This is a genomic window from Rhizobium sp. CC1099, from assembly GCF_029714385.1.
In the GTDB taxonomy this organism is placed as follows: domain Bacteria; phylum Pseudomonadota; class Alphaproteobacteria; order Rhizobiales; family Rhizobiaceae; genus Rhizobium.
The window spans coordinates 3,581,695-3,608,487 of the sequence record NZ_CP121641.1 but is presented as its reverse complement, the minus strand read 5'-3'; the positions used below and the strand labels follow the sequence as shown (position 1 = coordinate 3,608,487).

At 60.1% G+C, this 26,793-nt stretch carries 24 protein-coding genes and 2 pseudogenes; 24 read left to right on the top strand and 2 right to left on the bottom strand.

The window, feature by feature from the left end; genetic code table 11:
• Nucleotides 1-264: 264 nt before the first annotated feature.
• The 17 genes and pseudogenes from sdhC (at nucleotide 265) to lpdA (ending at nucleotide 16,947) form a co-directional block, all read left to right on the top strand.
• Entirely contained in the window at nucleotides 265-660 is a 396-nt protein-coding gene (gene sdhC / locus QA644_RS18015; protein ID WP_074069919.1) for a succinate dehydrogenase, cytochrome b556 subunit, read from the top strand.
• A 10-nt stretch (nucleotides 661-670) separates the two neighbouring features.
• Nucleotides 671-1,051 carry a succinate dehydrogenase, hydrophobic membrane anchor protein gene (sdhD, locus tag QA644_RS18010; RefSeq protein ID WP_074069918.1) on the top strand — a complete coding sequence of 127 codons (381 nt, stop codon included), beginning with the start codon at nucleotides 671-673 and terminating at the stop codon, nucleotides 1,049-1,051.
• A 7-nt stretch (nucleotides 1,052-1,058) separates the two neighbouring features.
• Complete coding sequence (gene sdhA / locus QA644_RS18005) at nucleotides 1,059-2,900, top strand: succinate dehydrogenase flavoprotein subunit (protein ID WP_283069831.1); 1,842 nt, start codon at nucleotides 1,059-1,061, stop codon at nucleotides 2,898-2,900.
• Nucleotides 2,900-3,145 carry a hypothetical protein gene (locus tag QA644_RS18000; RefSeq protein WP_283069829.1) on the top strand — a complete coding sequence of 82 codons (246 nt, stop codon included), beginning with the start codon at nucleotides 2,900-2,902 and terminating at the stop codon, nucleotides 3,143-3,145. The genes sdhA and QA644_RS18000 overlap by 1 nt, the downstream gene beginning before the upstream one ends.
• A gap of 9 nt (nucleotides 3,146-3,154) precedes the next feature.
• Complete coding sequence (locus tag QA644_RS17995; protein ID WP_074069915.1) at nucleotides 3,155-3,934, top strand: succinate dehydrogenase iron-sulfur subunit; 780 nt, start codon at nucleotides 3,155-3,157, stop codon at nucleotides 3,932-3,934.
• 297 nt (nucleotides 3,935-4,231) lie between these two features.
• Nucleotides 4,232-4,738 (top strand): protease inhibitor Inh/omp19 family protein, encoded by a 507-nt coding sequence (locus tag QA644_RS17990; protein WP_074070458.1) that lies wholly within the window; start codon nucleotides 4,232-4,234, stop codon nucleotides 4,736-4,738.
• Between the two features lie 48 nt (nucleotides 4,739-4,786).
• The gene (zapE, locus tag QA644_RS17985) at nucleotides 4,787-5,950 is read left to right on the top strand and encodes a cell division protein ZapE (protein WP_283069827.1); all 1,164 of its coding nucleotides are present in this window, start codon (nucleotides 4,787-4,789) and stop codon (nucleotides 5,948-5,950) included.
• Between the two features lie 177 nt (nucleotides 5,951-6,127).
• The gene (gene mdh, locus QA644_RS17980; RefSeq protein WP_022717411.1) at nucleotides 6,128-7,090 is read left to right on the top strand and encodes a malate dehydrogenase; all 963 of its coding nucleotides are present in this window, start codon (nucleotides 6,128-6,130) and stop codon (nucleotides 7,088-7,090) included.
• A 19-nt stretch (nucleotides 7,091-7,109) separates the two neighbouring features.
• Complete coding sequence (gene sucC, locus QA644_RS17975; protein WP_074069913.1) at nucleotides 7,110-8,306, top strand: ADP-forming succinate--CoA ligase subunit beta; 1,197 nt, start codon at nucleotides 7,110-7,112, stop codon at nucleotides 8,304-8,306.
• Nucleotides 8,307-8,309: 3 nt separating this feature from the next.
• Entirely contained in the window at nucleotides 8,310-9,215 is a 906-nt protein-coding gene (gene sucD / locus QA644_RS17970) for a succinate--CoA ligase subunit alpha (RefSeq protein ID WP_039846354.1), read from the top strand.
• A gap of 168 nt (nucleotides 9,216-9,383) precedes the next feature.
• A complete protein-coding gene (locus QA644_RS17965) occupies nucleotides 9,384-12,368 on the top strand; it encodes a 2-oxoglutarate dehydrogenase E1 component (protein WP_074070457.1) in 2,985 nt (994 codons plus the stop codon).
• 12 nt (nucleotides 12,369-12,380) lie between these two features.
• Complete coding sequence (locus QA644_RS17960) at nucleotides 12,381-12,698, top strand: YciI family protein (RefSeq protein ID WP_022717415.1); 318 nt, start codon at nucleotides 12,381-12,383, stop codon at nucleotides 12,696-12,698.
• Nucleotides 12,699-12,727: 29 nt separating this feature from the next.
• Nucleotides 12,728-13,990, top strand: coding sequence for a 2-oxoglutarate dehydrogenase complex dihydrolipoyllysine-residue succinyltransferase (gene odhB, locus QA644_RS17955; RefSeq protein WP_283069823.1), 1,263 nt, complete (start codon nucleotides 12,728-12,730; stop codon nucleotides 13,988-13,990).
• A 149-nt stretch (nucleotides 13,991-14,139) separates the two neighbouring features.
• Nucleotides 14,140-14,598, top strand: a complete 459-nt coding sequence (locus QA644_RS17950; RefSeq protein ID WP_283072411.1) for a hypothetical protein — start codon at nucleotides 14,140-14,142, stop codon at nucleotides 14,596-14,598.
• Nucleotides 14,595-15,347, top strand: coding sequence for an SDR family oxidoreductase (locus tag QA644_RS17945; RefSeq protein WP_194728376.1), 753 nt, complete (start codon nucleotides 14,595-14,597; stop codon nucleotides 15,345-15,347). The genes QA644_RS17950 and QA644_RS17945 overlap by 4 nt, the downstream gene beginning before the upstream one ends.
• Nucleotides 15,348-15,371: 24 nt before the next feature.
• Nucleotides 15,372-15,514 (top strand): annotated as a pseudogene (locus tag QA644_RS17940) (LysE family translocator); the annotation flags it as partial.
• A 26-nt stretch (nucleotides 15,515-15,540) separates the two neighbouring features.
• A complete protein-coding gene (gene lpdA, locus QA644_RS17935; protein ID WP_283069820.1) occupies nucleotides 15,541-16,947 on the top strand; it encodes a dihydrolipoyl dehydrogenase in 1,407 nt (468 codons plus the stop codon).
• Between the two features lie 180 nt (nucleotides 16,948-17,127).
• On the opposite strand, the gene QA644_RS17930 is transcribed toward lpdA, so the two are convergent.
• Nucleotides 17,128-18,204: a TraB/GumN family protein gene (locus QA644_RS17930; protein ID WP_194728374.1), complete on the bottom strand. Its 1,077-nt coding sequence runs from the start codon at nucleotides 18,202-18,204 to the stop codon at nucleotides 17,128-17,130.
• Between the two features lie 86 nt (nucleotides 18,205-18,290).
• On the bottom strand, nucleotides 18,291-19,226 hold the full coding sequence (locus QA644_RS17925; RefSeq protein ID WP_283069817.1) for a tyrosine recombinase XerC: 936 nt from the start codon (nucleotides 19,224-19,226) through the stop codon (nucleotides 18,291-18,293).
• A 141-nt stretch (nucleotides 19,227-19,367) separates the two neighbouring features.
• On the opposite strand from QA644_RS17925, the gene QA644_RS17920 reads away from it, so the two are divergent.
• The 7 genes and pseudogenes from QA644_RS17920 (at nucleotide 19,368) to QA644_RS17890 (ending at nucleotide 26,777) form a co-directional block, all read left to right on the top strand.
• Nucleotides 19,368-20,315 carry a 1-acyl-sn-glycerol-3-phosphate acyltransferase gene (locus tag QA644_RS17920; RefSeq protein WP_239596611.1) on the top strand — a complete coding sequence of 316 codons (948 nt, stop codon included), beginning with the start codon at nucleotides 19,368-19,370 and terminating at the stop codon, nucleotides 20,313-20,315.
• A gap of 21 nt (nucleotides 20,316-20,336) precedes the next feature.
• Nucleotides 20,337-20,670, top strand: a pseudogene (locus QA644_RS17915) (hypothetical protein); the annotation flags it as partial.
• Nucleotides 20,671-20,827: 157 nt separating this feature from the next.
• Entirely contained in the window at nucleotides 20,828-23,044 is a 2,217-nt protein-coding gene (locus QA644_RS17910; RefSeq protein ID WP_283069816.1) for a primosomal protein N', read from the top strand.
• Nucleotides 23,045-23,126: 82 nt separating this feature from the next.
• A complete protein-coding gene (locus QA644_RS17905; protein WP_283069815.1) occupies nucleotides 23,127-23,516 on the top strand; it encodes a DUF4345 domain-containing protein in 390 nt (129 codons plus the stop codon).
• A gap of 254 nt (nucleotides 23,517-23,770) precedes the next feature.
• Nucleotides 23,771-24,337, top strand: a complete 567-nt coding sequence (locus tag QA644_RS17900) for a F0F1 ATP synthase subunit delta (protein ID WP_074069901.1) — start codon at nucleotides 23,771-23,773, stop codon at nucleotides 24,335-24,337.
• Entirely contained in the window at nucleotides 24,337-25,866 is a 1,530-nt protein-coding gene (atpA, locus tag QA644_RS17895; RefSeq protein ID WP_194728369.1) for a F0F1 ATP synthase subunit alpha, read from the top strand. Before QA644_RS17900 ends, atpA begins: the two co-directional genes overlap by 1 nt.
• Nucleotides 25,867-25,892: 26 nt before the next feature.
• Entirely contained in the window at nucleotides 25,893-26,777 is an 885-nt protein-coding gene (locus tag QA644_RS17890; RefSeq protein ID WP_194728368.1) for a F0F1 ATP synthase subunit gamma, read from the top strand.
• Nucleotides 26,778-26,793: the final 16 nt, after the last annotated feature.

Sequence of the window (26,793 nt, the reverse complement as noted above, 5' to 3'; positions counted from 1 at the left end):
CTTGCGTCAAAACTACCTATGTGTCCACTTGAGCGATGAAAAATCAGCATAAAATTTGATTCGAAAGGGCCAGTTTCGATTTCCGGCAACTTCCCGGTAACGCGAATCGATTAAATTAAAAACAGACAGCAATTGTGCTTGTCGTCGGGGGCTTCGGTGATTAAACGTCGCCGTTGATGCAATGCACACAGACAAATTTTGTCATTCCTGTGGTTGCCTCGAAATGCTCCGAAATCGGGGAGCGCAAGACGCCGCGAGGTTCTGATGGCGAATGTGACAAATAACCGGCCTCTGTCGCCGCATTTGCAAATTTATAAACTCATTCCGACCATGGTCATGTCGATCGTCCATCGTATCACAGGGGCTGCTCTTTATTTCGGCACGCTACTGATCGCCTGGTGGCTGATCGCGGCTGCGACCGGTCAGGCTTATTACGACTGGGTAAATTGGGTGCTCGGCAGCATCATCGGCAAGGCCGTCCTGCTTGGTTACACCTGGGCACTGCTTCACCACATGCTCGGCGGCCTGCGCCACCTCCTGTGGGATCTCGGCCATGGTTTCGAGAAGGAATTCTCCACCAAGCTCGCCATCGCCAACATCATCGGATCGCTCTGTCTTACCGTGCTGGTCTGGGTGATCGGCTTTATCATTCGCTTCTGAGGTCGCTCATATGGATATGCGTACCCCTCTGGGTAGAGTTCGCGGCCTTGGCTCGGCCAAGGAAGGCACTGAACACTTCTGGCGTCAGCGCCTGACGGCTGTCGCCAACCTCCCGCTCATCGTCTTCTTCGTCATCTTCATGATCGTTTATGCCGGCGCGCCTTATGTCGATGTCGTGCATGCGCTGTCGAACCCCTTCGTGGCAGTCATCATGGGACTGATGGTGATTTCAGGCATCATTCACATGCGTCTTGGCATGCAGGCCATCATCGAGGACTACGTGCACAGCGAAATCGGCAAGCTCGTGTTGCTGATGCTGAACACGTTTTTCGCGATCGCGGTCGCAGGGCTCTGTCTCTTTGCCATTCTGAAAATTGCTTTCGTAGGATAACCGTATCATGGCACCGACTTCACCTGCTCAGAATGGGAAAGCCTACAAATATGTCGATCACTCCTATGACGTGATCGTTGTCGGCGCCGGCGGCGCCGGTCTTCGCGCAACGCTTGGCATGGCAGAACAGGGTTTCCGTACGGCCTGCATCACCAAAGTATTCCCGACCCGCTCGCACACGGTCGCGGCCCAGGGCGGCATCGCCGCCTCGCTGCAGAACATGACGCCGGACAGCTGGCAATGGCATCTCTACGACACGGTCAAGGGGTCTGACTGGCTCGGCGACGTCGATGCCATGCAGTATCTCGCCATGGAAGCGCCGAAGGCGGTCTATGAGCTCGAGCACTACGGCGTGCCCTTCTCGCGTAATGAGGAAGGCAAGATCTATCAGCGCCCATTCGGCGGCCATATGCAGAACTACGGCGAAGGCCCGCCGGTGCAGCGCACCTGCGCGGTTGCCGACCGCACCGGCCACGCCATCCTGCACACGCTTTACGGCCAGTCGCTGCGCTACAACGCCGAGTTCTTCGTCGAATATTTCGCGCTCGACCTCATCATGTCGGAAGACGGCAGCCGTTGTACCGGCGTTGTTGCCTGGTGCCTCGATGACGGCTCGATCCATCGCTTCGCGGCGAAAATGGTGGTGCTGGCGACCGGCGGCTACGGCCGTGCCTATTTCTCCGCGACCTCCGCCCATACCTGCACCGGCGACGGCGGCGGCATGGTGGCGCGCGCGGGGCTTCCGCTGCAGGACATGGAGTTTGTGCAGTTCCATCCCACCGGGATCTACGGCTCCGGCTGTCTGATTACCGAAGGCGCGCGCGGGGAGGGCGGCTATCTCGTCAATTCCGAGGGTGAGCGCTTCATGGAACGCTACGCGCCCTCGGCCAAGGATCTTGCCTCGCGCGACGTGGTTTCGCGCTGCATGACGTTGGAAATCCGCGAAGGCCGCGGCGTCGGCAGGAACAAGGATCATATCTTCCTCCATCTAGACCATCTCGACCCGGCTGTTTTGCATGAACGCCTGCCGGGCATTTCCGAGAGCGCGAAGATTTTTGCCGGCGTCGATGTGACGCGCGAGCCGATCCCGGTTCTACCGACCGTCCATTACAACATGGGCGGCATTCCGACGAACTATTGGGGTGAGGTGCTCAACGCCGACAGCGCCAATCCGGAACGCGTGATCCCCGGGTTGATGGCCGTCGGCGAAGCGGGCTGTGCTTCGGTGCATGGCGCGAACCGCCTCGGCTCGAACTCACTGATCGACCTCGTCGTTTTCGGCCGTGCTGCGGCAATCCGTGCCAGCGAGGTCATTGACCGCGCTGCGCCGACCCCGCATCTGAACATAGCTGCCTGTGACAAGATCATGGATCGCTTCGATGATCTTCGCCACGCCAGTGGCGCAACGCCGACGGCGCATCTGCGCGAGAAGATGCAGCGCGCCATGCAGGAAGACGCCGCCGTGTTCCGCACCCAGGAGTCGCTGGAATCCGGCTGCAGGCGCATTTCCGCGATCTGGCAGGAAATGTCGGACATCAAGGTCACCGACCGTTCGATGATCTGGAATTCCGATCTCGTTGAGACGCTCGAGCTGCAAAACCTGATGGCGAATGCGATCACAACGATCTACGGCGCTGAGGCGCGCAAGGAAAGCCGTGGTTCGCATGCCCGCGAGGATTACACCGAAGGCGCATACGCCGGCCGCGACGACGTCAACTGGCGCAAGCACACGCTGGCCTGGGTCAGCAATGCCGGTGAGGTCAAGCTTGACTACCGTCCGGTTCACACCGAGCTCATCTCTGAAGGCATCGATCCCAACAAGATCGCGCCGAAGGCTCGTGTGTATTGATGATGGGAAAGTACCTCGGATTAGCTTCGTTCATTGCCGCGGTGCGGGCCGTCTCGCCCGTCATGGCGGCGGAGCGCTACAAATTGCGTGCTCCCGGCGGCTTGGCTGCCGCGGTCAGCAACGAGGTCGGTGTGTGGAAGACAGCGAATGGCGCGCAGGGTGCTCGCTCGTCGCTCGCAGCCGGCAACGCTGCTTTCGGTGGTTGTAGGGGTTGCGTGAAAACGGAACTCCTGTCGGCAAACTAGGATTTTATCATGGTTGAACTCGCTCTCCCCAAGAACTCTCAGATGCGCGAAGGCAAGGTCTGGCCGAAGCCGGCGGGTGCGAAGAACACCCGTGAATTTCGCGTCTACCGCTGGAGCCCGGATGACGACCAGAACCCGTCGATCGACACCTTCTATATCGATGTCGACGACTGTGGCCCGATGGTTCTCGACGGCCTGCTCTACATCAAGAACAAGATCGATCCGACGTTGACGCTGCGCCGTTCCTGTCGCGAAGGCATCTGCGGTTCCTGCGCGATGAATATCGACGGCACGAACACGCTTGCCTGCACCAAGGGCATGGATGACATCAAGGGCACGGTTAAAATCTATCCACTGCCGCATTTGCCGGTGGTGAAGGATCTCGTTCCGGACCTGACGAATTTCTATGCGCAGCACCGCTCGATCGAACCCTGGCTGAAGACCGTATCTCCAGCACCTGCCAAGGAATGGAAGCAGAGCCACGAGGATCGCCAGAAGCTCGACGGCCTCTACGAGTGCATTCTCTGCGCCTGCTGCTCGACCTCCTGTCCGAGCTACTGGTGGAACGGCGACCGCTATCTCGGTCCGGCCGTCCTGCTGCAGGCCTATCGCTGGCTGATCGACTCCAGAGACGAGGCGACCGGCGAGCGTCTTGACGACCTCGAAGATCCTTTCCGGCTTTACCGCTGCCACACGATCATGAACTGCGCGCAGACCTGCCCTAAGGGTCTCAATCCGGCAAAGGCCATTGCCGAGATCAAGAAGATGATGGTTGAGCGCCGGGTCTGATAGCCGATGCTCGCCAAATGCCCGGCGCTGACAGAGGCTGCGCCGGGTTCTTCCGAATTTTTGCTGGGATCGGTCTGAATCCGGCGAAGGATTGTGCAGATCATCACCTTGCTGACAAATTCTATCTGCAGGAAGTACTCCGACAGGCAAGTTGAACTGCTCCATTTCTGGCATAAGCATTGTCGCGAGCAATTTATGGCTGTGCCGACTTGATTAACCAAAGTGAAATACGCTAATTCGAAAATCAGTCTGATGACCAATTCTGTGCGGCAAGAGCGGACAATCGGGAGCATGATGATGCAATTGCGATATGCGATGACGGGTGTGGCGGTTGTTCTGTCATTGGCGGGCTGCCAGCGCACGGCATATGACAATGCGAGTTACAGCTCGCCGGCACCGCTAACCGCGCAGCCTGTTCCTTCCGTCCAGGGCGGGCAGCTTCCACCACCGGCAGGCGCCTCGCAGTTTCCCGCCGCTCCGACGGCCGCGCCTGCGGTTCCGGGCCAGCCGGGTGCCATGGCGGCCAATGCGCTTGACGTCTCCAAGGAATCCATGGTCGGCAGCTGGCGCGTCAACGGCAGGTGCGACATGTTCCTGACGCTGACCAATCTCGGCAGCGGCTCACGCGGCGGCACGCGCGGCTGCGCCGGCGAGCTGACGGCGATGGGCTCCTGGGAAGTCTCCGGCAAGCAGGTTCTTCTCAAGGATCGCAGCGGCAACCAGATCGGCAGCGTCTACAAGACCGCCGACAACAGCTTCAGCGGCCAGACGAGCACCGGTCAACCGATCACCCTCAGCCGGTAAGACAACCGGCGGCCACCCCGCCGACGACGCGTAGGCGGACTCCTCCTCATGCAGCCTATCCCCGACTACACTTCGAGCGTCAGCGAACACTTGAAATCGCTGACGGCCTCCGGCGCTCTCCAGATCGATTCAGCGCAGATGGATGTGGCAAAAAGCCTCGATCGGGTGCTTTTTGAACTGAAGCGCCGCCGCCCGGCTGCTAAATCCAGCTCGCTCGGCTGGCTCTTCGCTTCGAAGAAAAAGGCGAGCGAAGGCATCAAGGGACTCTATATTCACGGCAGCGTCGGGCGCGGCAAGACGATGCTGATGGATATCTTCTACCGCATGGCGCCCTGTTCGAAGAAACGCCGTGCGCACTTCCACGAATTCATGGCCGATGTACACAACCGCATCGCCGCGCACCGGCTCAAGCTGAAGAACGGTGAGATAAAGCAGGCCGATCCCGTGCCGCCCGTGGCGGCCGCACTTTACCAGGAGGCCGAACTCCTGTGTTTCGATGAGTTTACGGTGACGGACATCGCTGATGCGATGATCCTGTCGCGGCTGTTCTCCGAGCTTTTTGCGCGTGGCTGCGTGCTCATCGCGACCTCGAATGTCGAGCCCGACAATCTCTACAAGGACGGCCTCAATCGCGGTCTCTTCCTGCCTTTCATCGGTCTCCTCAGGAAGAATGTCGAGGTCGTGACGCTCGACTCCCCGACGGATTACCGGATGGAGAAGCTGAACAGCCAGCCGGTCTATCTGACGCCGATCGATGAGCGGACGGATATGGCCATGGACGCGTCCTGGGCGCAGGCGCTGGATGGGCGCAAGGCGCAGCCTTTCGATATCCCGATGAAAGGTCGGTCGATCCATGTGCCACTCGCAGTCGATCGCATGGCGCGCTTTTCCTTTGCCGATCTTTGCGAGAAGCCGCTCGGTGCTGCTGATTTTCTCGCAATCGCCAAGCGTTTCGATACGATCTTTGTCGATCGCATCCCGATGCTCGGTCCGGACAAGCGGAACCAGGCGAAGCGTTTCATCATTCTTGTCGACACGCTCTACGACCACGGCGTTCGCCTTCATGCGTCGGCTGCGGCAATGCCGGAAGATTTGCTGATCGAACGGCGCGGGACGGAAGGCTTCGAATTCGATCGTACCGCATCGCGCCTTTTTGAGATGCGCAGCGCGGAATATCTTGCGATGCACCATAAAAAGCACGCCGCGGAGTAACAGTTTCGCACAAAATATCTTACGTTTACGTAAGATATTTTGTATCTAAACGATTGAAATTGCTGATTCAAAAATAACACGTTGCCATTTTTGGGCTTTAGGGCTATGCGATTGCGTCATTGGACGACGCCCTAGACGCGCCGCCCGACTGATTTTGATCGCAAAGGAAACAGCGAAATGGCGCGTAACAAGATCGCACTTATCGGTTCTGGCATGATTGGTGGCACGCTGGCGCATCTCGCCGGCCTGAAAGAGCTCGGCGACATCGTCCTCTTCGACATCGCCGACGGCATTCCACAGGGCAAGGGCCTCGATATCGCCCAGTCGTCCCCGGTCGAAGGCTTCGATGCCAATCTGACGGGTGCCAGCGACTATTCTGCGATCGAAGGCGCAGACGTCTGCATCGTCACCGCCGGCGTTCCGCGCAAGCCGGGCATGAGCCGCGACGACCTTCTCGGCATCAACCTCAAGGTCATGGAGCAGGTCGGCGCCGGCATCAAGAAATATGCCCCGAACGCTTTCGTCATCTGCATCACCAATCCCCTCGACGCCATGGTTTGGGCGCTGCAGAAGTTTTCCGGCCTTCCGGCCAACAAGGTCGTCGGCATGGCGGGCGTTCTCGATAGCTCGCGCTTTCGCCTCTTCCTTGCCAAGGAATTCAACGTTTCCGTTCAGGACGTCACTGCTTTCGTTCTCGGCGGCCACGGCGACACGATGGTGCCGCTTGCTCGCTACTCCACCGTTGCCGGCATTCCGCTCACCGACCTCATCACCATGGGTTGGGTCACCAAGGAACGGCTCGAGGAAATCATCCAGCGCACCCGTGACGGCGGCGCCGAAATCGTCGGCCTCCTGAAGACCGGTTCGGCCTACTACGCTCCGGCAGCCTCGGCAATCGAGATGGCCGAGGCCTACCTCAAGGACAAGAAGCGCGTTCTGCCCTGCGCGGCGCATCTCTCCGGCCAGTACGGCGTCAAGGACATGTATGTCGGCGTTCCGACAGTGATCGGTGCCGGCGGCGTCGAGCGCGTCATCGAGATCGACCTCAACAAGGCCGAGAAGGAAGCCTTCGACAAGTCGGTCGGCGCTGTCGCCGGCCTGTGCGAAGCCTGCATCAACATCGCGCCCGCGCTGAAGTAATCAAAACAGGAATAAACCCATGAACATTCATGAATATCAGGCCAAGGCTCTGCTGAAGAGCTATGGCGCACCGGTCGCTGAAGGTGTGGCCATCTTCAAGGCCGACGAAGCCGAGGCTGCGGCAAAAGAATTGCCGGGTCCGCTCTACGTCGTGAAAAGCCAGATACACGCCGGCGGCCGCGGCAAGGGTAAATTCAAGGAACTCTCGCCGGAAGCCAAAGGTGGCGTTCGCCTTGCGAAGTCGATCGACGAAGTCGTCGCCAATGCCAAGGAAATGCTCGGCAATACGCTGGTCACCAAGCAGACCGGCCCGGCCGGCAAGCAGGTCAACCGCCTCTACATCGAAGACGGTGCCGATATCGAGCGCGAACTCTATCTCTCAATTCTCGTCGACCGTTCCGTCGGCCAGGTTGCCTTCGTCGTTTCGACGGAAGGCGGCATGGACATCGAGACCGTTGCACACGACACGCCCGAGAAGATTATCACCGTCGCTATCGACCCCGCAAAGGGCGTAACGGCTGAAGACAGCAAGAAGCTTGCGGATGCGCTGAATCTCCAAGGCGAAGCTCGCAAGGATGGCGACACGCTGTTCCCGATCCTCTACAAGGCTTTCGTCGAAAAGGACATGAGCCTGCTCGAAGTCAATCCGCTGATCGTCATGAAAAACGGTCGCCTGCGCGTCCTCGACGCCAAGGTATCCTTCGACGGCAATGCGCTCTTCCGTCACGAAGACATCGTCGCTCTGCGCGACAAAACGGAAGAAGACGAGAAGGAAATCGAAGCCTCCAAATATGACCTTGCCTACGTTGCCCTCGACGGCAATATCGGCTGCATGGTCAATGGTGCGGGCCTTGCCATGGCGACCATGGACATCATCAAGCTCTACGGCGCCGAGCCTGCGAACTTCCTCGATGTCGGCGGCGGTGCATCGAAGGAAAAGGTCACCGCGGCTTTCAAGATCATCACCGCCGATCCGGCCGTGAAGGGCATCCTGGTCAATATCTTCGGCGGCATCATGCGCTGCGACGTCATCGCCGAAGGCGTGATCGCGGCGGTGAAGGAAGTAGGCCTCCAGGTGCCGCTCGTCGTCCGTCTCGAAGGCACCAATGTAGAACTCGGCAAGAAAATCATACGAGAGAGCGGGCTGAACGTGATCCCTGCCGACGATCTTGACGACGCGGCGAAGAAGATCGTCGCTGCTGTGAAAGGGAACTAAGGCATGTCAATTCTCGTCAATAAAGACACCAAGGTCCTGGTCCAGGGGCTGACCGGCAAGACCGGCACTTTCCACACCGAGCAGGCGCTTGCCTACTACGGCACCAAGATGGTCGGCGGCATCCATCCGAAGAAGGGTGGCGAGACCTGGGGGTCGCTCGAAGGCGAAGCACATCTGCCGATCTTCGCCTCCGTCGCCGAGGGCAAGGAAAGGACCGGTGCCGACGCATCGGTGATCTATGTGCCGCCGGCCGGCGCCGCCGAGGCGATCATCGAGGCGATCGAGGCGGAAATTTCGCTCATCATCTGCATCACGGAAGGCATTCCCGTCGAGGACATGATCAAGGTCAAGTCCAAGCTCGACAAGTCGAAGTCGCGCCTAATCGGTCCGAACTGCCCGGGTGTTTTGACGCCTGAGGAATGCAAGATCGGCATCATGCCAGGCTCCATCTTCAAAAAGGGTTCGGTCGGCGTTCTCTCGCGCTCCGGCACGCTGACCTATGAAGCCGTCTTCCAGACCTCGAATGAAGGTCTCGGCCAAACGACGGCAGTCGGCATCGGCGGCGACCCGGTCAAGGGCACCGAGTTCATCGACGTACTCGAGATGTTCCTTGCCGACGACGAAACCAAGTCGATCATCATGATCGGCGAAATCGGCGGATCTGCTGAAGAAGACGCGGCTCAGTTCCTCAAGGACGAAGCCAAGCGTGGACGCAAGAAGCCGATGGTCGGCTTCATCGCCGGGCGCACGGCACCTCCCGGCCGCACCATGGGCCATGCCGGCGCCGTGATTTCCGGCGGCAAGGGCGGCGCGGAAGACAAGATCGCGGCTATGGAAGCGGCCGGCATCACGGTGTCGCCGTCTCCGGCTCGTCTCGGCAAGACGTTGGTTGAAGTCCTCAAGGGCTAAGCCAACTTATATATCCGGGCGGAAGAAAGCACCTGCGCTTCCGCCCGGCCCCAGGTTTTCGACAGCAGGTGTGCCGCGGACAGGCGGCAAATTCGAATGCGGCAGCCGGGTAGAGCCGGCAAATTCATCAAAAGTCAGGAGGCGGGCGGAAAGCGTCCGCGTAAAACCATGGCACGGCAAGAAGCCAACGAGCAGTTTCAGATCACCTCGTTTCTGGATGGCGCCAATGCTGCCTATATCGAGCAGCTCTATGCGCGCTACGAAGAGGATCCATCATCGGTCGACGATCAGTGGCGGACTTTCTTCAAGGCGCTGGAAGACGATCCGAACGATGTGAAGAAGGCGGCCAAGGGCGCTTCCTGGCGCAAGAAGAATTGGCCGATTCAGGCCGGCGGCGATCTTGTATCTGCGCTCGACGGTGATTGGGGCGCGGTCGAGAAGGTCATCGAAACCAAGGTGAAGGCAAAGGCCGAAGCTGCCGGCAAGCCGACCGACGGCGCTGACATCCTCCAGGCGACGCGCGATTCCGTGCGTGCCATCATGATGATCCGTGCCTATCGCATGCGCGGCCATCTGCATGCCAAGCTCGATCCGCTAGGCATCGCAGCACCGGTCGAAGACTACAAGGAACTGTCGCCGGAAGCGTACGGCTTCAGCGCGGCCGACTACGATCGCAAGATCTTCATCGACAACGTGCTCGGTCTCGAATACGCGACCATTCCGCAGATGATCGAGATCCTCGAGCGAACCTATTGCTCGACTCTCGGCGTCGAGTTCATGCACATGTCCAATCCGGAAGAGAAGGCCTGGGTTCAGGAACGCATCGAAGGGCCGGACAAGGGCGTTGCGTTCACGCCGGAAGGCAAGAAGGCGATCCTTGCCAAGCTCGTCGAAGCGGAAGGCTATGAGCAGTTCCTCGACGTCAAGTTCAAGGGCACCAAGCGCTTCGGCCTCGATGGCGGTGAATCACTGATCCCGGCTCTTGAGCAGATCCTGAAGCGTGGCGGCCACCTCGGCCTGAAGGAAGCCGTGTTCGGCATGGCGCATCGCGGCCGCTTGAACGTGCTCAGCCAAGTCATGGGAAAGCCGCATCGCGCCATCTTCCATGAGTTCAAGGGTGGTTCCTATGCGCCCGACGAGGTCGAAGGTTCAGGCGACGTGAAGTACCATCTCGGTGCATCTTCCGACCGCGAATTCGACGGCAACAAGGTTCACGTTTCGCTGACGGCAAACCCTTCGCACCTTGAAATCGTCGACCCCGTCGTCATGGGCAAGGCGCGCGCCAAGCAGGACATGAGTGCTACCGTCTGGGAAGGCGATGTCATTCCGCTCTCCGAGCGCGCCAAGATTCTGCCGTTGCTGATCCACGGCGATGCGGCTTTCGCGGGCCAGGGCGTCATCGCTGAAATTCTCGGCCTTTCGGGTCTTCGCGGCCACCGTGTCGCCGGCACGATGCATGTCATCATCAACAACCAGATCGGCTTTACGACGAACCCGGCCTTCTCCCGTTCGTCGCCCTATCCGTCCGACGTTGCGAAGATGATCGAGGCCCCGATCTTCCACGTCAATGGCGACGATCCGGAAGCTGTGGTCTACGCCGCGAAAATCGCGACCGAGTTCCGCATGAAGTTCCACAAGCCGGTCGTGATAGACATGTTCTGCTACCGCCGCTACGGCCACAACGAAGGCGACGAACCGTCCTTCACCCAGCCGAAGATGTACAAGGTCATCCGTGGCCACAAGACGGTGTTCCAGCTTTACGCCGAGCGTCTTGTTGCGCAAGGCCTGCTGACCGAAGGCGAAGTCGAGAAGATGAAGGCCGACTGGCGCGCTCATCTCGAGCAGGAGTTCGAGGCCGGGCAGTCCTACAAGCCGAACAAGGCCGACTGGCTGGACGGCGAATGGTCTGGTCTGCGCACGGCCGACAACGCCGATGAGCAGCGCCGTGGCAAGACGGCCGTGCCGATGAAACAATTGAAGGAGATCGGCCGCAAGCTCTCGGAAGTGCCGGCAGGCTTCAACGCGCACCGCACGATCCAGCGCTTCATGGAAAACCGGGCCAACATGATCCAGACGGGCGAAGGCATCGACTGGGCAATGGGCGAGGCGCTCGCTTTTGGCGCACTCTGCCTCGAAGGCCATAAGATCCGCCTTTCGGGTCAGGATTGCGAACGCGGCACTTTCTCGCAGCGCCATTCGGTCCTTTACGATCAGGAGACCGAAGCGCGTTATATCCCGCTCGCCAACCTGTCGCCGACGCAGGCCCGCTACGAGGTCATCAACTCGATGCTCTCCGAAGAGGCCGTTCTCGGCTTCGAATACGGCTATTCGCTGGCGCGCCCGAACGCGCTCACGCTCTGGGAAGCGCAGTTCGGCGATTTCGCAAACGGTGCGCAGGTCGTCTTCGACCAGTTCATTTCGTCGGGCGAACGCAAGTGGCTGCGCATGTCGGGTCTCGTCTGCCTGCTGCCGCATGGTTACGAAGGTCAGGGTCCGGAACACTCTTCGGCGCGCCTGGAACGCTTCCTGCAGCTTTGTGCGGAAGACAACATGCAGGTTGCCAACGTCACGACCCCGGCGAACAACTTCCATATCCTGCGCCGTCAGTTGAAGCGCGACTTCCGCAAGCCGCTGATCCTGATGACGCCGAAGTCGTTGCTGCGCCACAAGCGGGCGGTTTCGAGCCTCGCAGAGATGGCCGGCGAATCCTCTTTCCACCGCCTTCTGTGGGATGATGCAGAGGTCATCAAGGACGGACCGATCAAGCTGCAGAAAGACAACAAGATCCGCCGCGTCGTCATGTGCTCCGGCAAGGTTTATTATGATCTTCTGGAGGAGCGCGAAAAGCGCGGTATCGACGATGTCTATCTGCTGCGCGTCGAACAGCTCTACCCGTTCCCGGCCAAGGCGCTCATCAACGAGCTCTCCCGCTTCCGCAATGCCGAAATGGTCTGGTGCCAGGAAGAGCCGAAGAACATGGGCGCATGGTCGTTCATCGATCCGTATCTCGAGTGGGTTCTTGCCCATATCGATGCGAAGTATCAGCGCGTCCGCTACACCGGACGTCCGGCTGCCGCTTCGCCGGCAACGGGCCTGATGTCCAAGCATCTGTCGCAGCTCGCTGCATTCCTTGAGGATGCGCTGGGCGGCTGAGGAGTTGGGGCGATGGCATATTTCTTCTTGAGACTTGTGCCGCCTCGTTCCCGCTTTCCGAACGACGCGACCGGGGAGGAAATGGCTGCGATGGAACGGCATGCCGAATATTGGCGCCACAACGCAGAAGCGGGATCGGCAATTGCTGTCGGCCCCGTCTTCGAGGGCGAAGGCGCCTGGGGTATGGCGGTCGTTTCAGTCGAGGATCGGGAGGCCGCAAAGGCGCTCGCCGATGCCGATCCGATCGTCCGCTCCAGTTTCGGTTTCCACTTCGAAATTTTACCAATGCCCTCGATCATTCTCCGGCCGTCTGCTGCCGGAAACGAATAAACGAAAACAAGCAAATCAGGATTTGAACAATGGCCACAGAAATCCGCGTTCCAACTCTCGGTGAATCCGTCAGCGAGGCAACCGTCGGCACCTGGTTCAAGAAGGTTGGCGACGCCATCAAGGCCGATGAGCCGATTCTCGAGCTTGAAACCGACAAGGTGACCATCGAAGTCCCGGCACCGACCTCCGGCACGCTGTCCGAAATCGTTGCCCAGGCCGGCGAAACCGTGGGCCTCGGCGCTCTGCTCGGCCAGATCGCCGCAGGCGCTGCAGCCCCGGCTGCCGCTCCCGCCAAGGCCGCCGAGCCGGCCGTCGCTGCTCCCGCCCAGGCAACGCCTGCTGCTCCGGCGGCTGCCGCTGCGGCACCGGTTGCTTCCGCCCTGGCCCCGGCTTCCACCATGCCGGCGGCGCCGGCTGCCGCCAAGATGCTCGCTGAGAACAATCTCTCGGCCGATCAAGTCGAAGGCAGTGGCAAGCGCGGCCAGGTGCTGAAGGGCGATGTGATCGCTGCCGTCGCCAAGGGCCTTTCCGCCCCGGCTGCTGCGCCTGCCGCTCCCGCTGCAGTTCGTGGCCCATCGACGGTCGAGGACGCCGGCCGCGAGGAGCGCGTGAAGATGACGCGCCTGCGCCAGACGATTGCCAAGCGCCTCAAGGATGCGCAGAACACCGCAGCCATGCTCACCACGTACAACGAGGTGGACATGAAGGCAGTCATGGATCTGCGCGCCAAGTACAAAGACGTCTTCGAAAAGAAGCATGGCGTGAAGCTCGGCTTCATGGGCTTCTTCACCAAGGCTGTGACGCACGCCCTGAAGGAACTGCCGGCCGTCAACGCCGAGATCGATGGCACCGACATCATCTACAAGAACTACTGCCACATCGGCATGGCTGTCGGCACAGACAAGGGCCTGGTCGTTCCGATCATCCGCGATGCCGACCAGATGTCGATCGCCGAGATCGAGAAAGACCTTGGCCGTCTTGCCAAGGCCGCGCGCGACGGCACGCTCTCGATGGCCGACATGCAGGGCGGCACCTTCACGATCACCAATGGCGGCGTCTATGGCTCGCTGATGTCCTCGCCGATCCTCAATGCGCCGCAGTCGGGCATTCTCGGCATGCACAAGATCCAGGAGCGTCCGGTCGTTGTCGGCGGCCAGATCGTCATCCGTCCGATGATGTATCTGGCACTCTCCTACGATCACCGCATCGTCGACGGTAAGGAGGCCGTGACCTTCCTCGTCCGCGTCAAGGAAAGCCTGGAAGATCCGGAGCGTCTGGTTCTCGATCTCTAAGAGAATGATGGGACCGCGCGAGCGGCCCTGTCTTTCGCGGCAAGGAGTGCCTTATGGCGCGTGGAGTTCCGGCAGCGGACGGCAGTTCGCTCCTAATCGTTAGGCTGAAATTGGCGGCTGCCTTGGCGGCGCCACTTTTCCTGTGCGCAATGACGGGAGCTGCGCTTTCGGCCGAGTGCAAGCAATCTGATGCCGTCTATGCCGATCGCGACGGCGCTTATGAACTCCGCTTTTCGCCGCTCGGTTCCGAAGCCGCTGCGGCAAGCAATCAGTTCAAGATCAATGTCTTGAAGACCTCGATCGTTCTGGACGGATATGTGATGCCGTCGGAGGATCCCGATCGTGCTATCGGCATCGTCATGTTCAAGTGCCCGGATGGTGATGTGACGGGTGCGGATCTCGATGCCTGCACGATCTGGCAAGGGCCGGTCTACAGCGTCCGTGCCGCAGGCGAACTGGATAATCTTCAGGCTGAGGCGCAGGGCGCTGCTGACAGGATCGTGCTACCTGGTCTCGGTCCGGCGATCCGCGAGTCCTCGATTTGGGGCGAAGGCAAGGCGACGGTCGCGCCCTGGGATGTCCTGACATTCAAGGAATGCGCGAAATGAGTGATGTGCCTGTTCTGCTCGTGACCGGCGCAAGCCGCGGCATCGGTGCTGCCGTCTCAAGGCTTGCTGCCAAGCAAGGCTGGCGGGTTGCCGTGAATTATGTCTCGAACAGGGCAGCCGCGGATGCCGTCATTGAAGCGATCGCGGCGGACGGCGGCGAGGCGATTGCCGTCAAAGGCGATGTCGGCAACGCCGCTGAAATCACCTTGATGTTCGAAACCGTTGATCGCCATTTCGGGCGGCTTGACGGGCTGGTGAACAATGCCGGTATCATCGATACGGCTCAGCGCGTCGACGAAATGAGCGTCGAGCGCATCGAGCGGATGATGCGCGTCAATGTCACCGGCTCCATTCTCTGCGCGGCGGAGGCCGTTCGCCGCATGTCGAGCAAGCATGGTGGCAAGGGCGGAGCGATCGTCAACGTCTCGTCGATGGCGGCGATCATCGGATCACCGTCGCAATATGTGGATTACGCCGCTTCGAAGGCGGCGATCGATACCTTCACGATCGGGCTCGCCCGCGAAGTCGCTGCGGATGGCATCCGGGTGAATGCGATCCGCCCGGGAATTATCGACACCGATATTCACGCCTCCGGCGGACTGCCAGACCGTGCGCGCGACATGGCGCCGAGCATTCCGATGCAGCGGCCGGGAACGGCAGAAGAGGTGGCCGATGCCGTCCTCTATCTTCTTTCTCCTGCGGCCTCCTATGTCACCGGTGCAATCCTCAACGTCAGCGGTGGGCGGTAGGTCGCAAAGGGTAAACGATGCAAATTCTTCGCCGGCGTCTCGATCTTCTTCACCGTCAAGCCCGTCACGACCGCTTCATTGCCAGCGGCAAATGGTTCAACCGCATCACCGGCGCCGCATTGGTCGGCTTCGGCTTCCGCCTCGCACTCACCCGCGCGGCCGACTAAACGATTAAAGCAAAGGAAAAGAAACAATGTCCTATGATGTGATCATTATCGGAACCGGCCCCGGCGGCTATGTCGCCGCGATCAAGGCGGCCCAGCTCGGCCTCAAGGTTGCGGTCGTCGAAAAAAGCGCGACCTTCGGCGGCACCTGCCTTAATGTCGGATGCATTCCCTCCAAGGCGTTGCTGCATGCTTCCGAAATGTTCCATCATGCCGGTCATGGCATGGATGCGCTCGGCATCGAAATACCGGCTCCGAAGCTTAATCTCGAAAAGATGCTGGCGCACAAGGATGCGACGGTGAAGTCGAATGTCGACGGCGTCGCCTTCCTCTTCAAGAAGAACAAAATCGATGCCTTCCAAGGCACCGGCAAGATCGTTTCCGCCGGGAAAGTTTCCGTGACCGCCGACGACGGCAAGATCCAGGAGATCGAAGGCAAGAACATCGTGATAGCCACAGGCTCCGATGTTGCCGGCATCCCAGGCGTTCAAGTCGAGTTCGATGAAAAGGTGATCATCTCCTCGACCGGCGGTATTGCGCTGGAGAAAGTGCCGGAAACGATGATCGTCGTCGGTGGCGGCGTCATCGGTCTCGAACTGGGCTCTGTCTGGTCGCGCCTCGGTGCGAAGGTGACCGTCGTCGAATATCTCGACACGATCCTCGGCGGCATGGATGGCGATGTAGCCAAGCAGTCCCAGCGCATGCTCGCCAAGCAGGGCATCGAATTCAACCTCGGCGCCAAGGTCGTCGGCGTCGAGAAGGGCGGCACGGGTGCCAAGGTGACGTTCGAACCGGTCAAGGGCGGCGACAAGGTGACGCTCGAAGCGGAAGTCGTTCTCATCGCCACTGGCCGCTTGCCCTATACGGCAGGCCTCGGCCTTGAAGAGGCGGGTGTCAAGCTCGACAATCGCGGCCGCGTCGAGATCGACGGCCATTTCAAGACCAATGTCGCCGGCATTTATGCGATCGGCGACGTCGTGAAGGGTCCTATGTTGGCGCACAAGGCGGAAGACGAAGGCGTGGCGCTTGCCGAAATCCTTGCCGGCCAGGCCGGTCATGTGAATTACGACGTCATTCCGAGCGTCGTCTACACACACCCGGAAGTCGCTTCCGTCGGCAAGACCGAGGAAGAACTGAAGGCTGCAGGCATCGCCTATAAGGCTGGCAAGTTCCCGTTTACGGCAAATGGCCGCGCTCGCGCGATGCTCGCGACAGACGGCTTCGTAAAGATCCTGTCGGACAAGGCAACGGACCGCGTTCTCGGCGGTCATATCGTCGGCTTCGGTGCCGGCGAGATGATCCACGAGATTGCCGTTCTCATGGAATTCGGCGGTTCTGCCGAGGATCTCGGCCGCACCTGCCATGCGCATCCGACAATGTCGGAAGCAGTGAAGGAAGCGGCACTCGCTGCCTTCTTCAAGCCGATCCATATGTAAATTCCGAAGACCGAAGCTCAGACGCCGCGGTTCGCAAGGACCGCGGCTTTTTTAATGGGCTTTAGCCAAATGCCTTCACCTTACTGGTCTGAAGAGCGATTAAGTCATGGCTTCGGTCCCGCGGCACGGGCAACCGGATAAAACTGAAATGAAGGATATACCCGCGCTTTGCGCGTAGCTTCAATTCACTTGCGTGACGGTGAAACCCTGTTTGCGCAGAAGTTCGATGACTCCGCCATCGCCCGGCAGATGTAGGGCGCCGACAGCCATGAAGACATTACCACTGGCGAGAATCGGAGCTGCGCGCTCGGCCATTATTTTGTTGCGGTCGAGGATGATGCGCTGCTCGAAGCTGGCGTAATCGCTCTCCTCGTCCTTGCCGTCCGGCGAAACTGTTTTCAGCATCGGTATTGTCATGCCGATGTCGCCGGAGAGATAGAGATCGGTCATCGTTTCCACGACGTCGTTCATCTTGGAGCCGAGCTCCAGGGTCTCGATCAGTGACTTCAGATGGAATTCGACCGGAAGTTCGGCCATTGCCTGCAGTTGTTCGGCAAGCGTTTCGAGCCCGCGCACCTGCTTGCCTTCGGCGGCTGCGTCGGCTGCGATCTTCTGATCGAGGAAGGGGATACCCTTGGCCTTGCGGGAAATCTCGCAGGCGGGGAGCGCGACGGCGCTCGCAATCATCCAGGGGCGCATGCGCGAAACGGCGGAGAGCGGAATGCCGCGTCGCTGGAGGCCCGCACCGAGTCGGGCGTAATCCTCGCGCGACAGGAGTTTTTCGATCGTCGTCCCATCGGTGAACATGGTGAGATCCGGCCGGGTGAGGAGAGCGGCGGCCGCCTTTTTTTCGCTCAGGATCTCATCGGATTCGATGACGATCGTATCGGCGCCATCACGAGCGGCCTGGGCGTAGAGCGGCAGGTTCAGCACGCGCGGATCAGTAACATGCATGCTGCCAAGCAGCCACGAGGTCTTCAGGCCGGGCTTTTCGATCTTCCAGAAAATGCCTTTGCCGTTCGGCGTCGCATCCGCTTCCTTGACGACCTCTGCATAGCGGGCAGGATCGTTCTGCTGAAGCTCGGTCATCAGGTTCTTGCCGGTGCAGGTATCGTCGGCAGCCTGCGCCGAAGACACCGCAAGGAGCACGGCGAGAAGCGCGGCGGCAAGCAGCATATGGAAGGCTGCAATCAGCCCGAGCAACATATTGCCCGGTGTCGCAACGCGCAGACTACGGTGGCCGACGGTGATCGTCATGATGATGTTCCGGTCACAATGTATGAGAACTCATGCTCTACGCCTCGCATGCGCATATTGCCTTAAGAGAATGCGTTAACAAAAGATTACGCCCTCGGATGGGCACGATCGTAAACTTCCAGCAAACGCGATGAATCGACGCCGGTATAGACCTGGGTCGTGGACAGGCTTGCGTGACCGAGCAGTTCCTGGATCGTCCTCAGATCGCCGCCGCCAGCCAGCAGATGGGTTGCAAAAGAATGCCGCAGCGCATGCGGTGTTGCCGTTTCCGGCAATCCGAAGGCGCTGCGCATCCGCTGCATCGTGCGCTGGATGATCCCAGCCTGGAGCTTGCCGCCGCGAGCGCCGCGGAAGAGCGGTTCTCCTTTCTCCAGATGGTACGGGCAGAGAGAGCGGTATTTCTCAACGGCTTCAAAAACAACGGGCAGCAGCGGAACCAGGCGCGTCTTGTTGCCCTTGCCGGTGATGCGCAGTGTCGTGGCGCCTGCATGCAAGCTGTCCGCAGTCAGGTCAAGTGCCTCGGCAATGCGCAGACCGCAGCCATAGAGGAGCGTGAAAACGGCGGCGTCGCGCGCAGCGATCCATGGTTCCTCGTTAAGCTGTGCCTCGTCGCTGGCGACATTGATCGCCTGCTTGTCGGAGAGTGGTTTCGGCAGCGATTTCGGCTGTTTCGGTGAGCGAACGGCTCCTGCTCCGGCGGCGTTCACCAAACCTTTTTTTTCCAGATATCGCAGCAGCGACCGAAGACCGGCGAGATTGCGGCCAAGCGATCGCGCCCCGGAACCTTCTTTCCGGCGGGCAGCCAGGAAGCCGCGGAAATCGGCCGGGCGAAGAGATTCAATGTCCTTCAACGTCGCCGGGCCGCCGATATGGCCGGTCAGGAAGGTGAGGAACTGGCGGCTATCACGCTCGTAGGCGTCGAGCGTGTGTTCGGAAAAGCGCCGCTCGCGCTCGAGATTTTCAAGCCAGGCGCTGCGTTCCGCCATCAGGCGCGGGTCGGCGATAATCAAAAGTTCGTTCACTGGCGCGGGCCTTGATTTTGTTCTTGCCTTTGCCAAGTTTGAAGGAGGGACCGTTAGGGAATTGCTAATATCGGCCAAGCTCTTGTCATGCTTCCATCATAATAGGTTGCGATAGCTGTTCCGAACGAAACAGGACTTTGCATGGCACGGCGCCAATCCACGACGGCTTTCGGACAGCTCGCGGAAGCGATCGCTCTGGTTTCCCACGGCAACCCCGGACACATCGTTGATACTCTGATCGCCGAGCGCGGCCAGCGCATCGTCCGAAACCCGCTTTGGCCGGTGATGCGGCCCTTTCTCTATGCGCTTTTGCGCTATAACAAGGCGCTTCAGTTCGCCAACGACGTAGCGAACATGCCGGGCTTTCAGTGCTTCGAATATATGAGCAACCTGCTGACGCTGGACATCGCGGTTAGAAATGCCGAGCGTATCCCTGCTTCCGGCGGCTTCATACTCGTCAGCAATCATCCGACCGGCATTGCCGATGGTGTTGCAGTTTTCGACCTCCTGAAGAACCGCCGCCCGGACATGATGTTCTTTGCCAACCGGGACGCGGTGCGCGTCAATCCGCGCTTTGCGGAAATGGTGATCCCTGTGGAATGGCGGGACGAATACAAGACCAAACTCAAGACCCGTGAGACGCTGCAGCTTACGAACCACGCCGTGAAGCAAGGAAAGGCAACTGTATTGTTTCCCTCGGGCCGCATCGCCTATTGGGCGAACGGCCGGCTGAATGAAAGGCCGTGGAAAAACTCTGCGGTCGGCCTTGCCCGCAAATACAATCTGCCGATCTTGCCAGTGCACATGACCGCGCGCAACTCCGGTCTTTTCTACTGGTTTGCAAAGTGGTCGACCGAACTGCGCGACATGACGGTGTTTCACGAACTTCTCAACAAGCGCGGCGATCGTTTTGATTTCATCATCGGCAATCTCGTTCCGGTGGGGCATCTGGACGGCGACATAAACCAAGTGACCAAGGCGCTTGAAAAACACACGCTACATGATCTGCGTGCGGACAGCGATGCACGGTTCCTGCCGCTTATGCAGCCGCCCGCGCCGGAGATAGTGGCGGTCCATTCATTTCGTTGAGCGGATAGGTTAAAGCGAGGCATGCTGCTCCGCTCGATGTTTGCCCAGAACGAAAGGTCGCTGCGATCGATCCGCATGGATCTTTCGGGCATCAATCTTTTCGTCGGCGAAAACGGCGCGGGAAAAGGCACGCTCCGGCGCGCTATCGATGGCTGGCGCTTCTTTCATGGATTGAGGGCCGACCGATCGTCGCCCCTGCGCACGCCATGTCTGGCGGTCACGGCACCGATGCTCGACGAGGACGGAAGCAATCTGGCGGCTGTTTTGGCATCATTGGTGCATAGGGGAGGATACCGTCGATCTCGACCGCGCGATTGCTTCCGCACTTGGCGCTGCCAGGCCGATTGTGCCGGAGAGCTTCTTGCCGCCGCGGCCGAGGAGTGATGCGGCGTGCGGCAGGACGGCTCACATGGAATCGAGGGGATGCGGTTGAGCGGCGTCATCGATGAGGACGAGCAGGCGATGTTCTGGCAGGTTTTCTTTTTACTTTATAGCGGGCATGGTCACGCCCGATGAGCACAGATTCGTCCGATCTCTTTGGCGCGTTACTCGAGGCACCAGCCGGAACCCGCACGGTTCCGGTTCTCGTGCCCATGCCTGCACCGAAACCCTATTCCTATTCCGTGCCGGATGGCATGGCGGTCGAGCCTGGTTCGGTCGTGCAGGTGCCGCTCGGCCCCAGACAGGTGATCGGCGTTGTCTGGGACGGCGGTGAAGATGGCGTCGATCCGAAGAAGCTTAGACCGATCACGCATGTCTTCGATTGCCCGCCGCTTTCCAAGGAAATGCGGGAGTTCATCGACTGGGTGGCTGCGTACACGCTGTCGCCGCCCGGTCTTGTTGCCCGCATGGCGCTTCGTGCACCGAATGCCTTCGAACCGGAGCCGATGGTGGAAGGATTGCGCTTCGTCGGCGGCGAGCCGGAGCGGATGACGCCTGCGCGTGCCCGAGTGCTCGATACGGCATCGGACGGTATCTCGTGGACACGGACCGGACTTGCACATGCCGCCGGTGTTTCCACGAGCGTTGTCGATGGCCTCATCAGCCAAGGGGTTTTCGAGACAGTTTTCCTGCCTCCGCCTCCGGTCGTGGCAAAACCCGATCCGGACTTTGCCTTGTCGCGGCTGCAGGGGCCGCAGAAGGATGCCGCCGAAGAGATTTTGAGCGAAGTCACAAAAGGTGAATTTGCCGTTTCGCTGATCGATGGCGTGACGGGATCTGGCAAGACCGAGGTCTATTTCGAGGCGATCGCCGACACGCTTCGCCGCGGCAAGCAGGTGCTGATCCTCCTGCCGGAAATCGCGCTCACCGCAAGTTTCCTAGAGCGCTTCCAGGACCGGTTCGGCGCAAAGCCGGCCGAATGGCATTCCGATCTCGCGCCGCGCATGCGCGAGAAAGTCTGGCGGCAGGCGGTGACCGGCGAGGTTCGCGTGGTTGCCGGTGCCCGGTCAGCATTGTTTCTGCCGTTCGAAGACCTGGGGCTCATCGTCATCGATGAGGAGCATGATCCTGCCTACAAGCAGGAAGACCGCGTCTATTACAATGCCCGCGACATGGCAGTCGTGCGCGGTCGCATCGGCAATTTCCCGGTTGTTCTCGTGTCGGCGACGCCTTCCGTCGAAAGCCAGGTGAACGGTCAGAACGGACGCTACAGCACCATCCATCTGCCGACACGCTACGGCGACGCGGCGCTGCCCGATCTGCATCTCGTCGATATGCGGCGGCACGCGCCGAAAAGGGAAGGTTTTCTCTCGCCGGTCTTGATCCGGGCGATCGGCAAGACGGTCGAAAAGGGCGAGCAGGCGCTGCTCTTCCTCAATCGCCGCGGCTACGCACCGCTGACGCTCTGCCGTGTCTGCGGCCACCGCTTCCAGTGCCCGCAATGTTCGAGCTGGCTCGTCGAGCACCGTTTCCGTAGCCAGCTGCAGTGCCATCAATGCGGCCATACGGAGCGGACGCCGGAGGCTTGTCCGGAATGCGGAACGCTCGATCACCTCGTCGCCTGTGGGCCGGGGGTCGAGCGCATCGCGGAAGAAGTTGAGCGTCATTTCCCCGACGCGCGGACCATCGTGTTATCCTCGGACATCATGGGCGGCGTCAAACGCCTGCGGCTGGAACTCGAGGCGATCGCCAAGGGCGAAGCGGATATCGTCATCGGCACGCAGCTCGTCGCCAAGGGGCATAACTTTCCGTTGATGACACTGGTCGGCATCGTCGATGCGGATCTCGGTCTCGCCAACGGCGATCCGCGCGCGGCGGAAAGAACATTCCAGCTTCTTTCACAGGTGACGGGCCGGGCGGGGCGAACGGGTCTGAAGAGCCATGGCCTGCTGCAGACGTACCAGCCGCAGCATCCCGTCATGCAGGCGATCGTTTCAGGCGACGCGAGCGCGTTTTACGAGCGGGAAATCGCCGAGCGCGAGCGGGCAAGTTTGCCGCCTTTCGGACGCCTTGCGTCGATTATCGTCTCGGCCGAAACGCGCCATGACGCGGAAAACCATGCCCGCGGCATGCGGAGCGCGGCGCCGCAGGTTTCCGGCATTTCCGTGCTCGGCCCCGCCGAAGCACCGCTGGCGCTGGTGCGCGGCCGCTACCGTTTCCGGCTCCTCGTACACGGGCGGCGGAGTTCCGACATGCAGGCATTTCTGCGCAGTATGCTTGCGCAGGCGCCGAAAGAGCGTGGCTCGGTGCACGTGCAGCTCGATATCGACCCGCAAAGCTTCCTGTAGATCGGCGATTGACCGCCGTTTTCCACCCGGCGCAATCATGCCATAAGGGGCAAGCATTCGCAGCGTGATTTGGGGTTGATCCATGGAATTTTATTTTCCCGAGACCTTTGGCGAGCAGCTCGCATTCTGCTCGGCGGCGTTCACCGCTCTTGCGGGCCTCGTCATCATGTTCGCGCCCGGATATGCGATGCAGCTTTTCGGCCTTCAGCCGCGTGGAGAGCGCCGGGATGGTTTCGCCGAGCAACGCTCCGTCGGCGGTTTCTATCTCGGATTTGGGCTGGCGGCGATCATGCTGGCGCAGGATTTCATCTACATGGCGCTTGGGGCGGCATTTGCGATGGCGGCTTTCGCCCGGATCGTTTCGCGCCTTTCCGATAAGGGGAGCACGATTCTCAACTATTTACTTCTGGTTGTGCAGGCCGTTCTAGCGGCACTCCCGCTCGCCTATTCCTTGGGCTTCTTCGCAACCTAGATTACAGCGCCGCGAGCCGCTCGCTCGCCGGGCTTTGCGCCATTTCACGATTTTGCCGATAGAAAAGCATTCGAAAGGCATATTCGGGCATTACGCGTGTTGCGAGTCCCGACATCCTATGTTAGACGGACCCCGAATTTCGGAAGAAGCAAGAGGCTTCTCTTGCGATTTCTGGGGGAAATCAAAACGAATTCAAGAGCATAGGTCAGGCGCCCGCCAAAGGCCGGATTCTTGGGTTGAAATCAGGGAAATTTGTGCCCGTGGCAGACACGTCCCAGCTTGCTTCTGGTGTTGCAGAACGATATGCGTCCTCGCTGTTCGAACTGGCCCTTGAAGAAGGCGCCGTCGAGAGCGTCACTGCAGATCTCAATCGTTTCCAGGCGATGCTGGACGAGAGCGACGACCTGAAGCGCTTCGTTGCAAGCCCGGTATTCTCCGCAGACGATCAGCTCAAGGCGGTGGCTGCAATCAGCGAGAAGGCCGGCATCAGCGGATTCTTTGCGAATTTCCTGAAGGTTGTGGCGCGTAACCGCCGCCTCTTTGCCCTTCCGGGCATGATCAAGGCCTTCCGCATCATTGCTGCTCGCCAGCGTGGCGAAATTTCTGCCGAGGTCGCCTCGGCCCATGCGCTGACGGCAGCGCAGGAAACCGAATTGAAGGCGGCGCTGAAGGGCGTCACCGGCAAAGACGTGACGATTGCCGTCACGGTTGATCCGTCAATTCTTGGTGGTCTGATCGTGAAGGTCGGGTCCCGTCAGATTGATACGTCGCTTCGTACCAAACTTTCTACCCTCAAGCTTGCATTGAAAGAGGTTGGCTGATGGATATCCGCGCCGCGGAAATTTCCGCAATTCTCAAAGATCAAATTAAAAATTTCGGCAAAGAGGCGGAAGTCTCGGAAGTCGGTCAGGTGCTTTCTGTCGGTGACGGTATTGCTCGCGTTTACGGTCTGGATAACGTTCAGGCGGGTGAAATGGTCGAGTTCCCCGGCGGCATCCGCGGCATGGCGCTGAACCTTGAGTCCGATAACGTCGGTGTCGTTATCTTCGGCAACGACCGCGACATCAAGGAAGGCGACACCGTCAAGCGGACCGGCGCCATCGTTGACGTTCCGGTTGGCCCGGAACTGCTTGGCCGCGTCGTTGACGCTCTCGGCAATCCGATCGACGGCAAGGGCCCGATCAACGCGACGCGCCGTGCGCGTGTCGACGTCAAGGCTCCCGGCATCATCCCGCGCAAGTCGGTTCATGAGCCGATGTCGACCGGCCTCAAGGCAATCGACGCTCTCATCCCCGTCGGCCGCGGCCAGCGCGAGCTTGTCATCGGCGACCGCCAGACCGGCAAGACCGCGATCCTTCTCGACACGATCCTGAACCAGAAGGCCATTCACGACTCCGGTCCGGAAGCTGAAAAGCTTTTCTGCGTCTACGTCGCCATCGGCCAGAAGCGCTCCACGGTTGCGCAGTTCGTCAAGGTTCTCGAAGAACGTGGCGCCCTGAAGTATTCGATCATCGTCGCCGCGACGGCTTCCGATCCCGCTCCGATGCAGTACCTGGCTCCGTTTGCCGGCTGCGCCATGGGCGAATATTTCCGCGACAACGGCCAGCATGCGCTGATCGGTTACGACGACCTGTCCAAGCAGGCTGTTTCCTACCGTCAGATGTCGCTGCTGCTGCGCCGCCCGCCGGGCCGCGAAGCCTATCCGGGCGACGTCTTCTACCTGCATTCGCGTCTCCTCGAGCGCGCTGCAAAGATGAGCGACGAAATGGGCGGCGGTTCGCTGACGGCTTTGCCGGTCATCGAAACGCAGGGCAACGACGTTTCGGCTTTCATTCCGACCAACGTGATCTCGATCACCGACGGCCAGATCTTCCTCGAAACCGACCTGTTCTATCAGGGCATCCGTCCGGCTGTTAACGTCGGTCTGTCGGTTTCGCGCGTCGGCTCGTCCGCACAGATCAAGGCGATGAAGCAGGTTGCGGGCTCGATCAAGGGTGAGCTCGCCCAGTATCGCGAAATGGCCGCCTTCGCCCAGTTCGGTTCGGATCTTGACGCTGCGACGCAGCGCCTGCTGAACCGCGGTGCCCGCCTGACCGAACTCCTGAAGCAGCCGCAGTTCTCGCCGCTGAAGGTGGAAGAGCAAGTCGCGGTCATCTTTGCGGGTGTCAACGGCTACCTGGACAAGATCGCTGTCGCTCAGATCGGCAAGTTCGAGCAGGCATTGCTCTCGTACCTGCGCTCGGAAGGCTCGGCCATCCTCGACACGATCCGCACGGAAAAGGCAATCAGCGACGATACCAAGGGCAAGCTTGTGGCTGCTCTCGATACCTTCGCGAAATCTTTCGCCTGATCGCACCTAATTAGGACGGAAAACGGATGCCTTCACTTAAGGATCTGAAAAACCGGATCGCCTCCGTCAAGGCGACGCAGAAGATCACCAAGGCGATGAAAATGGTCGCCGCGGCGAAGCTTCGGCGTGCGCAGGAGGCGGCCGAGGCCGCCCGGCCCTACTCGGAGCGCATGGCGGCTGTTCTTTCGAACATCTCCAAAGCGATGACGGATGCCGATAGCGCACCAGTGCTCATGACGGGTACGGGCAAGGCTCAGGTTCACCTGCTCGTTGTCTGCACCGCCGAGCGCGGCCTCTGCGGCGGCTTCAATTCACAGATCGCGCGCTTTGCCCGCGACCATACCCGCAGGCTCATCGCCGAAGGCAAGACCGTCAAGATCTTCACCGTCGGCAAGAAGGGCTATGACGTTCTTCGTCGCGAATTTGCTTCGCTCATCGTCGAGCGCAAGGAGCTTCGCGACGTGAAGCGCATCGGCTTCGAGAATGCCGACCAAATCGGCAGGCGCGTTATCGAGATGTTCGAAGCCGGCGAATTCGACGTTTGCACGCTGTTCTACTCGGAGTTCAAGTCGGTCATCTCGCAGGTGCCGACGGCTCAGCAACTCATCCCGGCTTCGGCTCCGGAAGCTGTTGCTGAAGACGTTGTGCATGCAGGTGCCGTCTATGAATACGAGCCGGATCCGGCATCGATCCTGAACGATCTGATCCCGCGCAACATTTCGGTCCAGATTTTCCGCGCGCTCCTCGAGAACGTCGCCGGCGAAATGGGCGCGAAGATGAGCGCGATGGACAGTGCGACGCGCAACGCTGGTGAGATGATCAACAAGCTGTCGCTCAGCTACAACCGGCAGCGTCAGGCTCAGATCACCAAGGAACTCATTGAAATCATTTCGGGCGCGGAAGCGCTCTGAGGTTAGAGAAAGAGGG

Coding starts and splice junctions, on each gene's coding strand:
- sdhC (WP_074069919.1), top strand. CDS start 265: ATGGCGAATGTGACAAATAACCGGCCTCTGTCGCCGCATTTGCAAATT.
- sdhD (WP_074069918.1), top strand. CDS start 671: ATGGATATGCGTACCCCTCTGGGTAGAGTTCGCGGCCTTGGCTCGGCC.
- sdhA (WP_283069831.1), top strand. CDS start 1,059: ATGGCACCGACTTCACCTGCTCAGAATGGGAAAGCCTACAAATATGTC.
- QA644_RS18000 (WP_283069829.1), top strand. CDS start 2,900: ATGATGGGAAAGTACCTCGGATTAGCTTCGTTCATTGCCGCGGTGCGG.
- QA644_RS17995 (WP_074069915.1), top strand. CDS start 3,155: ATGGTTGAACTCGCTCTCCCCAAGAACTCTCAGATGCGCGAAGGCAAG.
- QA644_RS17990 (WP_074070458.1), top strand. CDS start 4,232: ATGCAATTGCGATATGCGATGACGGGTGTGGCGGTTGTTCTGTCATTG.
- zapE (WP_283069827.1), top strand. CDS start 4,787: ATGCAGCCTATCCCCGACTACACTTCGAGCGTCAGCGAACACTTGAAA.
- mdh (WP_022717411.1), top strand. CDS start 6,128: ATGGCGCGTAACAAGATCGCACTTATCGGTTCTGGCATGATTGGTGGC.
- sucC (WP_074069913.1), top strand. CDS start 7,110: ATGAACATTCATGAATATCAGGCCAAGGCTCTGCTGAAGAGCTATGGC.
- sucD (WP_039846354.1), top strand. CDS start 8,310: ATGTCAATTCTCGTCAATAAAGACACCAAGGTCCTGGTCCAGGGGCTG.
- QA644_RS17965 (WP_074070457.1), top strand. CDS start 9,384: ATGGCACGGCAAGAAGCCAACGAGCAGTTTCAGATCACCTCGTTTCTG.
- QA644_RS17960 (WP_022717415.1), top strand. CDS start 12,381: ATGGCATATTTCTTCTTGAGACTTGTGCCGCCTCGTTCCCGCTTTCCG.
- odhB (WP_283069823.1), top strand. CDS start 12,728: ATGGCCACAGAAATCCGCGTTCCAACTCTCGGTGAATCCGTCAGCGAG.
- QA644_RS17950 (WP_283072411.1), top strand. CDS start 14,140: ATGACGGGAGCTGCGCTTTCGGCCGAGTGCAAGCAATCTGATGCCGTC.
- QA644_RS17945 (WP_194728376.1), top strand. CDS start 14,595: ATGAGTGATGTGCCTGTTCTGCTCGTGACCGGCGCAAGCCGCGGCATC.
- lpdA (WP_283069820.1), top strand. CDS start 15,541: ATGTCCTATGATGTGATCATTATCGGAACCGGCCCCGGCGGCTATGTC.
- QA644_RS17930 (WP_194728374.1), bottom strand. CDS start 18,204: ATGACGATCACCGTCGGCCACCGTAGTCTGCGCGTTGCGACACCGGGC.
- QA644_RS17920 (WP_239596611.1), top strand. CDS start 19,368: ATGGCACGGCGCCAATCCACGACGGCTTTCGGACAGCTCGCGGAAGCG.
- QA644_RS17910 (WP_283069816.1), top strand. CDS start 20,828: ATGAGCACAGATTCGTCCGATCTCTTTGGCGCGTTACTCGAGGCACCA.
- QA644_RS17905 (WP_283069815.1), top strand. CDS start 23,127: ATGGAATTTTATTTTCCCGAGACCTTTGGCGAGCAGCTCGCATTCTGC.
- atpA (WP_194728369.1), top strand. CDS start 24,337: ATGGATATCCGCGCCGCGGAAATTTCCGCAATTCTCAAAGATCAAATT.
- QA644_RS17890 (WP_194728368.1), top strand. CDS start 25,893: ATGCCTTCACTTAAGGATCTGAAAAACCGGATCGCCTCCGTCAAGGCG.